Source organism: Marivivens sp. JLT3646, from assembly GCF_001908835.1.
GTDB classification, from domain to species: domain Bacteria; phylum Pseudomonadota; class Alphaproteobacteria; order Rhodobacterales; family Rhodobacteraceae; genus Marivivens; species Marivivens geojensis.
Genome location: NZ_CP018572.1, coordinates 2,403,213 through 2,416,071 on the forward strand (window position 1 = coordinate 2,403,213; position 12,859 = coordinate 2,416,071).

At 56.9% G+C, this 12,859-nt stretch carries 15 protein-coding genes; 6 read left to right on the forward strand and 9 right to left on the reverse strand.

Translation table 11 applies throughout. The features are described from left to right. Positions 1-70: 70 nt before the first annotated feature. Positions 71-1,474, reverse strand: coding sequence for an NADP-dependent phosphogluconate dehydrogenase (gene gndA, locus BSK21_RS11960; RefSeq protein ID WP_074039034.1), 1,404 nt, complete (start codon positions 1,472-1,474; stop codon positions 71-73). Positions 1,475-1,567: 93 nt separating this feature from the next. Between gndA and BSK21_RS11965 the strand changes: the two genes are divergently transcribed. Both BSK21_RS11965 and BSK21_RS11970 read left to right on the forward strand, forming a co-directional pair. Further along, positions 1,568-2,029: an NUDIX hydrolase gene (locus tag BSK21_RS11965; RefSeq protein ID WP_067550770.1), complete on the forward strand. Its 462-nt coding sequence runs from the start codon at positions 1,568-1,570 to the stop codon at positions 2,027-2,029. 83 nt (positions 2,030-2,112) lie between these two features. Then, positions 2,113-3,594, forward strand: coding sequence for an inorganic phosphate transporter (locus BSK21_RS11970; protein ID WP_067550771.1), 1,482 nt, complete (start codon positions 2,113-2,115; stop codon positions 3,592-3,594). A 72-nt stretch (positions 3,595-3,666) separates the two neighbouring features. Here the strand turns inward: BSK21_RS11970 and argF are convergent, their stop codons facing one another. The 3 genes from argF to BSK21_RS11985 form a co-directional block, all read right to left on the reverse strand. Continuing rightward, positions 3,667-4,593, reverse strand: a complete 927-nt coding sequence (gene argF, locus BSK21_RS11975; RefSeq protein WP_067550772.1) for an ornithine carbamoyltransferase — start codon at positions 4,591-4,593, stop codon at positions 3,667-3,669. 69 nt (positions 4,594-4,662) lie between these two features. Continuing rightward, positions 4,663-5,841, reverse strand: coding sequence for an aspartate aminotransferase family protein (locus BSK21_RS11980; protein ID WP_067550773.1), 1,179 nt, complete (start codon positions 5,839-5,841; stop codon positions 4,663-4,665). 196 nt (positions 5,842-6,037) lie between these two features. After that, positions 6,038-6,841 carry an ABC transporter permease gene (locus BSK21_RS11985; RefSeq protein ID WP_067550774.1) on the reverse strand — a complete coding sequence of 268 codons (804 nt, stop codon included), beginning with the start codon at positions 6,839-6,841 and terminating at the stop codon, positions 6,038-6,040. Positions 6,842-6,967: 126 nt separating this feature from the next. Here BSK21_RS11985 and BSK21_RS11990 point away from each other — a divergent pair, with 126 nt between their 5' ends. The 3 genes from BSK21_RS11990 (at position 6,968) to BSK21_RS12000 (ending at position 8,885) form a co-directional block, all read left to right on the forward strand. Then, a complete protein-coding gene (locus BSK21_RS11990; protein ID WP_067550775.1) occupies positions 6,968-7,564 on the forward strand; it encodes a GcrA family cell cycle regulator in 597 nt (198 codons plus the stop codon). A gap of 89 nt (positions 7,565-7,653) precedes the next feature. After that, a complete protein-coding gene (locus BSK21_RS11995) occupies positions 7,654-8,091 on the forward strand; it encodes a PaaI family thioesterase (RefSeq protein WP_067550776.1) in 438 nt (145 codons plus the stop codon). Between the two features lie 215 nt (positions 8,092-8,306). Further along, a complete protein-coding gene (locus tag BSK21_RS12000) occupies positions 8,307-8,885 on the forward strand; it encodes an SGNH/GDSL hydrolase family protein (RefSeq protein ID WP_231924807.1) in 579 nt (192 codons plus the stop codon). Here the strand turns inward: BSK21_RS12000 and BSK21_RS12005 are convergent. Further along, a complete protein-coding gene (locus BSK21_RS12005; protein WP_067550778.1) occupies positions 8,882-9,208 on the reverse strand; it encodes a helix-turn-helix domain-containing protein in 327 nt (108 codons plus the stop codon). The two genes, BSK21_RS12000 and BSK21_RS12005, sit on opposite strands and share 4 nt — an antisense overlap. Positions 9,209-9,286: 78 nt before the next feature. Between BSK21_RS12005 and rimO the strand changes: the two genes are divergently transcribed. Further along, positions 9,287-10,663 carry a 30S ribosomal protein S12 methylthiotransferase RimO gene (rimO, locus tag BSK21_RS12010; RefSeq protein ID WP_067550779.1) on the forward strand — a complete coding sequence of 459 codons (1,377 nt, stop codon included), beginning with the start codon at positions 9,287-9,289 and terminating at the stop codon, positions 10,661-10,663. Here the strand turns inward: rimO and BSK21_RS12015 are convergent. From BSK21_RS12015 to BSK21_RS12030, 4 genes are all read right to left on the reverse strand, one after another. Beyond that, positions 10,660-11,277: a hypothetical protein gene (locus BSK21_RS12015; protein ID WP_067550780.1), complete on the reverse strand. Its 618-nt coding sequence runs from the start codon at positions 11,275-11,277 to the stop codon at positions 10,660-10,662. The genes rimO and BSK21_RS12015 overlap by 4 nt on opposite strands. Positions 11,278-11,454: 177 nt before the next feature. Next, positions 11,455-11,805: a YigZ family protein gene (locus BSK21_RS12020; RefSeq protein ID WP_067550781.1), complete on the reverse strand. Its 351-nt coding sequence runs from the start codon at positions 11,803-11,805 to the stop codon at positions 11,455-11,457. Positions 11,806-11,844: 39 nt separating this feature from the next. Then, positions 11,845-12,255 (reverse strand): cytochrome c family protein, encoded by a 411-nt coding sequence (locus BSK21_RS12025; protein ID WP_067550782.1) that lies wholly within the window; start codon positions 12,253-12,255, stop codon positions 11,845-11,847. A 110-nt stretch (positions 12,256-12,365) separates the two neighbouring features. Then, a complete protein-coding gene (locus tag BSK21_RS12030) occupies positions 12,366-12,764 on the reverse strand; it encodes a hypothetical protein (protein ID WP_067550783.1) in 399 nt (132 codons plus the stop codon). Between the last annotated feature and the right edge of the window lie 95 nt (positions 12,765-12,859).

Genomic DNA, 12,859 nt, shown 5'->3' on the forward strand with positions numbered 1-12,859 from the left:
GCCGCTGGCGCGGCGCAAGGGGGCTCTGCCCCCTAACCCCCGAGATATTTACAGCACAAAGGCGGGACGATCAGTCCCACCAAGGGCCATGATGACCTGCGCCACCATCGATGCGTTCAAACCCGTGCATACCGAAGAAGTCACGCTGAGCCTGAATGAGGTCGGTGGTGCCACGTGCCATCGACAGGGTATCGATGAACGAAAGCGCCGATGCGCATGCAGGTACCGGGTGGCCGTTCAGGGCCGCAGCAGCGACCACACGGCGAAGCGCCGGCACGGTAACTTTCAGACGTTCCGCAAAGGCGGGCGCAAAGACCAGCTGACCTTTGGGCATTTCACCACGGAAGGCCGCGGAAATATCGTCGAGCAGAGCCGAACGAATGATGCAACCTGCACGCCAGATCTCAGAAATACGAGCGAAGTCGAGCGACCAGTTGTATTCCTCTGATGCGGCGGCCAAGAGGCGGAAACCTTGAGCGTAGGCGATGATACGCGCTGCGAGGAGAGCATCGGCGTAGTCTTGCTCTGACAGGTCAACGGCCGTGCGGGTGCCCGAGAGGATCGCTTCGCCGTCGATGCGGGTTTCTTTTTCCGACGACCAAGAGCGCGCGGCAACAGCGGCTTCGATGGCGGAGGCCGATTGGCCGAGGCGGAGAGCTTCGATCAAGGTCCATCGGCCTGTGCCTTTCTGACCAGCGCGGTCAAGGATCACATCAACCGCAGGCGCACCCGTTTTGCTATCAACGGCCTGAAGAACCTTACCCGTGATTTCCACCAGATAAGATTGCAGAGCGCCAGTATCCCACGATTCAAAACGTGCACCGATTTCAGCAGGCGACATACCCTGACCGTAGCGCATGATCCCGTAGAGTTCAGAAATCATCTGCATATCGGCGTATTCGATGCCGTTGTGAACGGTTTTGACAAAATGCCCTGCCCCATCGGGACCGAGGTGATCGGCACAAGCCTCACCGTTGAACTTTGCCGCTATGGCTTCGATGACGGGGCGGATACCAGCCCATGCTTGGGGCGTACCACCAACCATGATCGACGGACCGTGACGAGCACCTTCTTCGCCGCCCGAAACGCCCATACCGATAAAGGTCAGGCCACGGCCCTCGACCAAAGCAGTGCGGCGGCGGGTATCGTGGAAATCGGTGTTCCCTGCGTCGATGATCGTGTCACCCGGTTCGAGCAGATCACAAAGCTCCTCGATCGATGATTCGACGGGATTGCCCGCTGGCACCATGAGGATGATCGCACGGGGCGCAGGCATATTGCGCGCCATATCCGCAAGGCTTGCGTGCGAGGTCAGTCTTGCAGCGAGATCGCCCGCTTCGGCAACAAATTCAGCGGTGACATCGTAGGAGCGGTTGGCAACATGGAGCGCAAATCCGTTGTCGAGGATATTGAGCGCAAGTGCGCTGCCCATTGTACCCAGACCATAGAGGCCAAGGTTGGCAAGTTGAGTCATTTAAAAACGTCCTTTTCGGGTTCGTTGTTTGCCTCTCTCTGGGTGCTCTGATAAGGCTTGGCCAATGAAATATAAACGTCCCTAGGCGAATATATGGTACCTTTTTTGCGCACAGCCTGGACCGAAGTGGTGTCCCCAATGTTGAACCGCCCTGCGTTGGTTCAGATTGCGGCGCTGTGCATGCGTGAAACCAAGTCCGGTGATGAAGTGCTTTTGGTCACATCGTCCAATGGCCGTTGGATTCTCCCCAAAGGTTGGCCCATCGACGGAATGAGTGGCTCGCAGACTGCATTGCAGGAAGCATGGGAAGAGGCGGGGGTCAAAAATGCCCGCGCCGCAAAGGAACCTGTCGGCACCTATGACGGGAAAAAGACCGTCGATAACGGGATCGAACGCGACTGCCGCGTCTATGTCTACGCGATCGAGGTCGAAAAACTGGCCAACAAATTCCCTGAGAAGGACAAGCGCAAGCGCAAATGGGTACCGTTTGACCGCGCAGCAGAGTTCGTTGAAGACGCCGATATGGCCGAATTTTTGCGAACCCTTAACGGATAGTGCTGCAAAGAAATGGTTGCAATCGTATCGGGTAATCCTTACCCGACTTGCCAATTGTAACACTTTCATGACGGGCCAATCTGATGACCTCAGAAGACAAGTCGAGCTGGAAAACCCTCGATCGCGATCTTAACCGGATTTCGACGCTCGAAACAGCGACACTGTATGTGTCGCGTCCCATGATCGGCTTCGGGCTCGGTCTGACCTTTATGGTGCTTGCTGGCTTTGGCGCCGCATTCGTGTTTGGCCTTGGCTCTGGATCTGCCGTGGTCGTGGCTGCTGCGGTTTTTGGGGCCTATATGGCGCTCAACATCGGGGCCAATGACGTTGCGAATAACATGGGACCTGCGGTGGGCGCGAATGCGCTTACAATGGGCGGCGCGATTGTCATCGCGGCCTTGTGTGAAAGTGCGGGTGCTCTGCTGGCTGGCGGTGACGTCGTCTCGACTATTTCCAAAGGGATTATCGATCCTGCGAGCTTTGATAGTTCGATGATGTTCATCTGGGCGATGATGGCGGCGCTGGTGTCGTCTGCTCTCTGGGTGAACCTTGCAACTTGGATCGGTGCACCTGTCTCCACGACCCACTCTGTTGTGGGTGGCGTAATGGGCGCTGGTATCGCGGCGGCGGGTCTGGCCACCGTGAACTGGACGTCGATGGGCCAAATCGCAGCAAGCTGGGTGATTTCGCCAGTTCTGGGCGGCGCAATTGCTGCGCTGTTTCTGTGGTTCATCAAGACCTTCATCATCTATCGTGAAGACAAAATCGCAGCCGCGCGCCGTTGGGTGCCCGTTCTGATCGGCATCATGGCTGGTGTCTTTGCTGTTTACCTCGCGGTGAAGGGCCTGAAAAAGCTGATCTCTATCGACCTCGGACCTGCACTGCTCATCGGTTTGGCTGTTGGTGTTGCGACCTACCTTCTGTCGTCGCCTTACATCCGTAAGAAATCCCAAGGCTTGGAGAACCGTAACAAGTCGCTCAAGGTGCTGTTCGGACTGCCGCTGGTAATCTCTGCGGCGCTCCTGTCCTTTGCGCACGGCGCGAACGACGTTGCGAACGCTGTTGGCCCGCTTGCTGCAATCGTTCACACCCAAGAGTTCGGTGAAATCGCGGGCAAAGTGCACATTCCGATTTGGGTTATGGTGATCGGCGCGTTGGGCATTTCCTTCGGCCTCGTGACCTTTGGTCCCAAGCTCATCCGCATGGTTGGCTCTCAGATCACAAAACTGAACCCGATGCGCGCATACTGCGTGGCTCTCTCTGCAGCGATCACCGTGATCGTCGCGAGCTGGCTGGGTCTGCCTGTGTCATCGACCCACATCGCGGTTGGTGGTGTGTTCGGCGTGGGTTTCTATCGTGAATGGGATCACAGCCGCCGCGCACGCAAATTGAACCTCGATACGCCAGAAGCGAAGCGCCTCGCTCCCGAAGAGCGTCGCCGCCGTAAACTGGTGCGTCGTAGCCACTTTATGACCATCGTCGCGGCATGGGTGATTACCGTGCCCGCAGCGGCTGGCCTGTCGGCTGTTGTGTTCTACGTGCTCAACGGCATCTTCGGTCACTGATCTAAGTCTAACAACCAAACGCAAAAGGCGGACCCTCGGGCCCGCCTTTTTCATTTCTAACCTACCGCTAAATCAGACGCCCAAGCACCAACGCATCACAGCCTTTTGTGCATGCAGACGGTTTTCCGCTTCGTCAAAGATCACCGAATGCGGGCCATCCATCACGGCGCTGGTCGCCTCATCGTCACGGTGGGCCGGCAAGCAGTGCATAAACAACGCATCAGGCTTTGCCGCTGCCATCAACTGTTCGTTCACCTGGTAGCCCCGCAGTTGGTTATGACGGCGCTCGCGTGCGGACACGGGATCATGCATCGAAACCCATGTATCGGTGACAACCAGATCGGCGCCTTCGACGGCTTTCATCGGATCGCGTTCAATCACGATGTTCGCACCTTTGGCGCGGGCCTCTTCAACAAAGACCGCTTCGGGATCGAGCGAAGACGGACCAGTGAAGGTCAGATCAAACCCGAACTGACCAGCCGCATGGATAAAGGACGCGCAAACGTTGTTGCCGTCACCCGACCAAACGACCTTTTTCCCCGCGATTGAACCGCGGTGTTCTTCGAAGGTCTGAATGTCCGCCATGATTTGGCAGGGGTGGGTGCGGTTGGTGAGGCCGTTGATCACTGGCACGGTCGCATATTCTGCCATCTCAAGCAGAGTTTGCTCTTCGAACGTGCGGATCATGATCATGTCCACGTAGCGCGACAGAACCCGCGCGGTGTCTGCAATCGTCTCACCATGGCCTAACTGCATATCCGCACCAGATAGCACCATCGTTTGACCGCCCATCTGGCGCACACCCACATCGAACGACACGCGGGTACGGGTCGACGGCTTTTCAAAGATCAGCGCGACCATGCGACCATCAAGCGGTTTATCGTCGTCAGCAGACCCTTTGGGACGACCGTTACGAGCCGCTTTCATCGCTTTGGCGTTATCAATGATCGCCCGTAGATCGTCGGACGAGGTGGTGTGGATATCAAGGAAGTGTTTCATAGTGTTTTCTTTCGTCGTCGGGATCGGGGCAGTGCCCCTCACCCGCGAAGGTTCAATGCCATCAGACGATCAGGCTTGCTCCAGTTTCGTTGCAGTCGTGTCGAGGCGTGTAACGGCCTCGGAAATGTCTTCGTCGGTAATGTTCAAAGCTGGCAGAAGGCGCAGCACGTTGTCACCCGCAGGCACGGTCAGAACGCCAGCGTCATAGCCTGCTTTGACCACATCGGTGTTGGTGACTTTACATTTGAGGCCGAGCATCAGGCCAGACCCACGCACGCCCTCGAACACGTCAGGGTGTGCCGCAACCAAACCTTCGAGCTTTTGGCGCAGCAGGGCCGCCTTACGGTTCACTTCTGCCAAAAACGCATCATCCGCGATGGCCTTCATCACCGCGTTCCCAACCGCACAAGCGAGAGGGTTGCCGCCGTAGGTCGACCCGTGGGTGCCTGCCGTCATGCCAGATGCCGCGTCTTCAGTGGCCAGAACAGCGCCCAGTGGGAAACCACCGCCGATGCCCTTGGCGACCATCATGATGTCAGGTGTTACGCCCGACCATTCATGCGCAAAGAGCTTGCCCGTCCGGCCCATACCGCACTGAACCTCGTCAAGGATCAACAGGATGCCATGTTGATCGCACAGATCGCGCAACCCCTTGAGGCACTGATCAGGCAGCGGACGAATGCCGCCCTCGCCCTGAACGGGTTCAATCAGGATCGCGCAAACGTCAGCCTCTGCCGCAGCAGCGGTCAGTGCGTCGTGATCCCCCCATTTCAGGTGCTTGAACCCAGGAAGGAGCGGACCAAAGCCCTTGGTCATCTTCTCGGAGCCTGCTGCAGCGATACCAGCGGACGAACGACCGTGGAACGATCCTTCAAAAGCGATGATGGTAGTGCGCTCTGGCTGGCCTTTTTCATAATGATACTTTCGCGCCATTTTCACAGCGAGTTCGCAGGACTCTGTGCCCGAATTGGTAAAGAACACAGTATCCGCAAAGGTCGCAGCAACTAAACGGTCCGCCAGTTCTTGCTGTGCAGGAATGTTATAAAGGTTCGACACGTGCCACAGCGCGTTCGCTTGGGTCGTCAGGGCTGCCACCAGATCAGGGTGCGCATGGCCGAGAGCATTCACGGCAATCCCTGCCCCAAGGTCGAGATAACGTCGGCCCGATGCCTCCACCAGCCAAGAGCCCTCGCCAGAGACGAAAGACAGAGGTGCACGGTTATAAGTCGGCAAGACTGAGGGGATCATGGATAAACCCTTTGTAAATAGAAGCCTGATTGGTGCCGCAGGGGCAAAGGCGTGTCAATGTATAAGGAAGTCAGATGGATGCGCAAAAAGGCGCACGGCGCTAAAAATTAGCGTCGGCGTCGAATCAGTGTGATTTTCGCATTGGTCATCATGGGGCCGCGTATAGGCGACCCCGAGATATTCGCAAAGGGTTTTGTCAGGCTTTCAACCGGTAGCCGCGCTTGAACCAATACCAGCAGATCGAGGTGACGACCGCACAGGCCAAGATGGCCACCCACAGGCCGCGCCAAGGGCTTCCGTCCGACACACCGATCATGCCGAAACGAACACCGTCGATGATGTAGAAAAACGGGTTCACGTGGCTGAGTTTGTTCAACACAGGCGGCAAAGCGTCGATAGAATAGAATGTCCCCGACAAAAACGACAACGGCGTCACAACAAAATTCGAAATCGCAGCAAGTTGGTCGAATTTATTGGCGAAAATGGCTGCGATGATGCCCAAACCGCCCATAAACACAGCGCCAAGCACCACAAAAACCAGAACCCACTGCGGATGTTGCATCCCGACGCCGAGGAACAGCCAGACGCCAATTGCGATCACCACGGCGACCAATAGGCCACGCGCAACCGCGCCTGCGATGTAGCCAGTTACCAATTCACCCGCCGACAAGGGCGGCATCAGCGTGTCCACGATATTACCCTGCACCTTGGCTGAGGTGAGCGACGAGGACGAGTTCGCAAACGCATTCTGGATCACCGTCATGGTCAGGATACCCGGTGCGAGGAAGTGCATGAACGGCACGCCCATCACGTCACCCCGCTGCGATCCGATCGCGATCGTAAAGATCAAAAGGAACAAGCCAGCGTTGATCAACGGCGCCATAAGCGTCTGCGACCAAACGTTGAGGAATCGCAAAACTTCACGGCGGCAGAGGGTATAGAGACCCAACCAGTTCACTTTTCCGAACCTACGCACACCCATTCCGGCATCTTGTGACATCTTTGCCTCCGTTTTCGCGATTCGAACGCTTGTATCCCGCGCCCACGTGCTTAGAATAGTCCCTTGACCAATGATGCAAGGTCGGATGCGCAAATGCGCCCGCCCAATTAGCCAAAGGAACGTAATATGTCCTGGACCGACGAACGCGTCGAGCTCTTGAAAAAGATGTGGGGCGAAGGCCAGTCGGCCAGCCAGATCGCCAAAGAACTTGGCGGGGTGACCCGAAATGCGGTCATCGGTAAGGTGCATCGTCTTGGCCTTTCGAACCGCACAACTGGTGCGGCTCCTGCAGCGCCCGCAAAACCTGCCAAAGAGGCAAAGCCCGCAGCGCCCAAGGTCGCTAAGGCGGAACCAAAACCCGCAGCGGCTGCAGCGCCCAAGCCGAAGGCAGAGCCGAAACCGGCTGAAACGACCCTCGCGCCGATTCCGATGAGCCCTGCGCGCAAGGCAATCATCCCAGCTGGCCAGCCTCTGCCGCCGCAGCCCTCTGCAAACGAAATCTCGCCCGAGGCGCTGGCCAAGGTGAACGAAGTCGAAAAAACCGCAAAGAAACTATCGCTGATGGAACTCACCGAACGGACCTGCAAATGGCCGATTGGTGACCCCGCAACGCCTGACTTCTGGTTTTGCGGTCTGCCGACCCAACAGGGTAAGCCGTACTGCGAAGCCCACGTTGGCGTGGCCTTCCAACCGATGAGCGCCCGCCGCGACCGTCGTCGCTAAGCGTTCAGCACAGATGATACCGAATGAAACCCGCCTGTGACGGCGGGTTTTGTTTTACAAACTGACGGACGCCGTTCTAGCGTCATCGCATGACAGTTAGTGATGACACCCGCGCCCGCATCCGTGACAGCTTTGCCAAACAATCGGCCATGGCGTTGATCCATGCCGAAATTCCCGTGATCGAAGAAGGCCGTGCCGAGATTGAAATCCCGCACTGGGACGGCGTTCTCCAGCAGCACGGATATGTGCACGGTGGCGTCGTTGGAATGATTGCGGATTCTGCGGCGGGCTATGCTGCGATGACGGTCGTGCCTGAGGGAACATCCGTTCTTACCGTTGAATATAAGATCAACATGGTTGCCCCAGCGAACGGCGATAAGATCGTCGCAAAAGGATCGGTGCTGCGGGCGGGGCGGACCCTCCTGTTGACCAAAGCCGACGTCTATGCGGTCAAGGATGGCACCGAAACGCTCTGCGCAGTGATGCAACAGACCATTATGGCCATGCACGGCAAAGGCGAACGCTAAGCGGCGACAAACTGTTTCCCCTGCGTAAAGGCATATGCGCACAAGGTTCATTTGCTATATAAACCACGGATAAAGCCTCAACCGCGCAGGCTCACTTCATAGGTGTTCGAATGTCGTTTCGGTGGCTTTTTGGGTTTGTTTTCGTTAGCTTAATTAGCTGCGGTGAAACCGCGCCTCGTGCCGAGAATGCACGCATTCTACTTTTGGGCGATTCTATGATGGCCTTTAATCGCGGCTCTGGAGCAGCCGTTTCAGATGCGATTGAGGATCAACTCGGCGAAGAAGTCGTTGATCGTTCCGTCTCTGGCGCACGGATCAACTACGCGCTGCCTGTCAGCGGTGCGGCTGGCCTCAGCATCCCGAAACAAGTGATCGACGGCCCGTGGGAATGGGTGGTCATGAATGGCTATGGAAACGACATTCTCTTCGGCTGCGGGTGCCGCGCCTGCGACCGTCAGGTGGATCGCCTGATCAGTGCGGATGGTCTGTCAGGGTCGATACCAGAGTTTGTTGCGTCCCTGCGTGCGCGTGGTGCAAAGGTGATCTACTCTGGCTACCTCAGAACCCCCGGTGTACAAGCCCCTGTCGAGAGCTGCGGTATAGTCGGCGACGAACTAGATCGTCGCCTGGCGCTCATGGCCGCGGCGGATGATGGCATCACCTTTGTTGCGATGTCCGACCTCGTACCCTATGGCGACCGCAGCTATCATGGCCTCGACCTCGTCCACCCATCGCCCAAAGGCAGTCAGGCTATCGGCGCACGGATCGCGGAAATCATCGCTGCAAACGACTAGCGCCCGTTTTCCCGTTCCGCCCATTGGCGTAGCGGCTCCATCGCGGCGAGCAATCCTTCGCCCTGCGGGGTCAGCGCATATTCAACACGCGGCGGGATTTCGGCAAACGCCGTGCGGCTGATCAAACCATCGCGGGTCAATTCATCCAAGGCCGCACTCAATACCTTGTCCGACACACCTGACAGGGCATCCTTCAGATCGCCATATCGCAAAGTCCCGCGAGACAGCACATCCAACACCCGCGCCTTCCAGCGCTTGGACACGAGGCCCATCGCCAGCTCATAGGGGCAATCTGCGCTGCGGGTGCGGTAGGAATACTTCATTCCTTACCAATACGTGAGCGAACCACCCCCTGTCTAGCACCACTTCCCAGAGGCCAATTCCGGCGCTATATGCGCCCCATGTCCCAGAACCCGCCAAACCTCCGCCCCGACCTTGCCCCGAAACCTCGCTTTTCGGAGCCGAAACGTGACGGCCAGCCGACCATCGGTATGGTGTCCCTCGGTTGCCCCAAGGCCTTGGTCGACAGTGAACGCATCCTGACACGCCTGCGGGCCGAAGGCTATGCGATCAGCCCCGACTATTCGGGCGCGGACGCTGTAATTGTGAACACCTGCGGGTTTCTCGACTCGGCCAAGGCGGAAAGCCTTGATGCCATCGGTGAAGCCCTCGTGGAAAATGGCAAAGTGATCGTGACCGGCTGTCTGGGCGCCGAACCCGATTACATCCGCGAACACCACCCGAATATCCTCGCTGTCACGGGGCCGCACCAATATGAACAGGTGCTCGATGCTGTGCATGGCGCTGTCCCGCCATCACCCGATCCATTCATCGACTTGCTGCCAGCCTCGGGCGTGAAACTCACCCCGCGCCACTACAGCTACCTCAAGATCTCTGAGGGCTGTAACCACAAGTGCAAGTTCTGCATCATCCCCGACATGCGCGGCAAACTCGCCTCGCGTCCTGCCCACGCTGTGATCCGCGAGGCGGAAAAGTTGGTCGAAGCGGGCGTCAAAGAACTGCTCGTCATCTCGCAAGACACCAGCGCTTATGGCGTCGACATCAAACACGCGACCGAACGGGACCACCGCGCGCATATCACCGACCTTGCCCGTGATCTGGGCAGCTTGGGCGCATGGGTGCGGCTGCACTACGTCTACCCCTACCCGCACGTGCGTGACCTGATCCCGCTGATGGCAGACCGCCTGATCCTGCCATACCTCGATATTCCGTTCCAACACGCGCACCCTGACACGCTCAAACGCATGGCACGGCCTGCGGCGGCCGCCAAGACGCTGGACGAGATCGCGGCGTGGCGGTCGGTCTGCCCTGATATCACGCTCCGCTCGACCTTTATCGTCGGATACCCCGGTGAAACCGAGGCCGAGTTCCAGACCCTCCTTGATTGGCTGGATGAGGCGCAGCTCGACCGCGTGGGCTGCTTCCAATACGAAAACGTGGATGGCGCACGGTCGAACGACCTGCCCGATCACGTCCCTGATGAGGTAAAGCAAGACCGCTGGGACCGCTTTATGGAAAAGGCCCAAGCCATTTCCGAGGCCAAGCTACAGGCCAAAGTCGGCAAAACCCTCGAAGCGATCGTGGACGACATCGACGAGGACGGCATCGCGACCTGCCGCACATGGGCCGACGCCCCCGAGATCGACGGCAACCTCTTTATCGACGACGGCACCGAAGGGTTGTCAGTGGGTGATATTGTTACCGTTGAGGTAGATGAGGCAGGCGAGTATGATTTGTGGGGTATTTTGAAGGGTTAAACACTTCTTAATTTGTTCAACACCCTGTCCAAGTCCCACGGCCGCACAAGCGAAATTATTTCATGAATTGCATCTATCTTTTGCAGGGTGTCAGCAGGAATTGCGTCCGGCAATGAGAACTCTACTTCGGAAATCCCAGAATTAAGTTCGAGAACCTGACTTGAAATCTCGTCCAACTTATCTTCCATAGACAGAAGCACGTTAGCTGCGTCAACGTCCTCACGTTGGAATGTCGCCATGCCAAGCGCAGCGGCAACAGGCCCAACATATCGTTTTTGTTTCATCGCACTCTCAACGAAACGCTTTATCTGAGCTCTGCTTTGATCTAATTTATCAGGGTCGGTTAAATCATATTTTATGTGTCGATGAGAAATCAGATCAAATGGAAATTTTTGATCTGATTTACAAATAGTAACGATAGGCTTGTTGAAAGCATGTCTTAGACCTACTTCCCACATCACATTGGCATTTTGATCAGTCAGGTCAGCAACAACAAGATCCGACTTATGAAGCCTAACGATTATATCTTGGTTTATGTCCCCCGGGCTATTAATCAAGTCCGCCCTTACTATCTCAAATTCGGCCGCCAATTCAGGTTCTAGCAGGTGGCGCATCACTTGGTCGCACTGCACTCGGCTTGATGAATTTGGCTCACCTATTGGAGTTACAAAAAAAAAGGCTTTTTTTCATCACTACACCGCAAGTCAACACTGCAAAGGTGTTACACCCAAGGACAATTCAAACTCAAGTTGTTTTCCGATTTGACTCATTAGGACAAACTCGAGACAACCTCACCCCATCCCCTCCAAATAAACCCTGACCGCCTCCTGCACGTGCCTGAACCTGTCTCCGCCGAGGTGTTTGCCGCCGAACCAGCGGGTGACGCAGATGAGGTGTCCTCGGCGTCCTTCGCGCTCTAGCATCCGCACGATCACCATGCCTGCGCCGCTTTCGCCGTCGTCGTTTTTCAACGGCCCATCGTCCAGCAGCACGGCCCATGTGTTATGGGTCGCCTTGGCGAATTTCTTGGTCTTACACAGCTCTTTGATGAACGCCTTTGCGTCCTCTGCGCTGTTACATGGCGCGCCAGAGACCGCGTATTTCGACCCGCGGTCGCTGATGACATTGTCGATGATCTTCATGCCCGCGACCCTAATCTGCGAGGGCCGCAGGCGAAAGGGTTACTCGCTGATGGCAGCGTTATCTTGGGTCGTGATGCTCTGCAGGTAGGACAGGATAAAGTCCTGCACGACGGGATCGGTGATGCCCACATGGCGCATCTTGGTCCCTGGCATAAAGCCGTCGTTGTCCTCCATCCACGCCCGCAGCGCGGCAGGGGTCCAGACAATACCAGAGGCCGCCAGAGCGGTGGAGTAATCGTAGTCCGCAACGGTCCCAGCCCCACGACCCACAACGTTCACGAGAGGCGGGCCATAGCTCGGGTCGGTGGGGTTGTCAGCGTGGCAACGGTGGCATTCCGCGTCAAAGAGTTTCTCGCCCGCCTCAACTTTGATCTCGTTGTAGGAGTCCGCAAAAATTGGCGTGGACAGCGCGATCAGCGCAAGGGTCGCAGCAGTTTTAAAGTAGGTCATAGTGCCCTCCTGAATGAATGTGCCAAGGCTACGCCTCTGGGCAGCAGGAGGGTTGACCCAGATCAACGAAGACGGGTCCGAGCCTAGTCCTTTGGTCGTAGAAATCGCAATTAAAGCGCGGAAAGCACCACCCAGAGGAGGAAAACAACGGCCGCAGTGATCGTATAAACCTCGACCCGACCGAGTTGGACCATGCGAACCTGTGGCGGCGGATTGTGGAATTCGACACGCGGTTTCGGCGGTTTAATCTCGTTCACGACACCCTCTTTCAAGAGCGCCATCAAAAGCTGATCGCCTGTAAGGGATTCACCGTATTGGGTGCTAATCCGGACTGTCGGCCAGAGCGGGAATTGAGAAAGTTGGCCATCTTTGCCCTCGACCGTCATCGCGAGGACCGATGTGTCGATCACATCAAACCCGATGATCGTCACACTGTCGCTTGGGCTATCAGGCCGCCCTGCATCATGGATCACGGTAGCGGGCAGGAGGGATTTGACTGTGTAACTCATCCCGGAACTGCCGGCCTTTCATCAATCTATCAGCGCAGCCTTAATACGGTCCAAATGCGCGCAACCTTGCCATACACCACAACTACTATCGACGC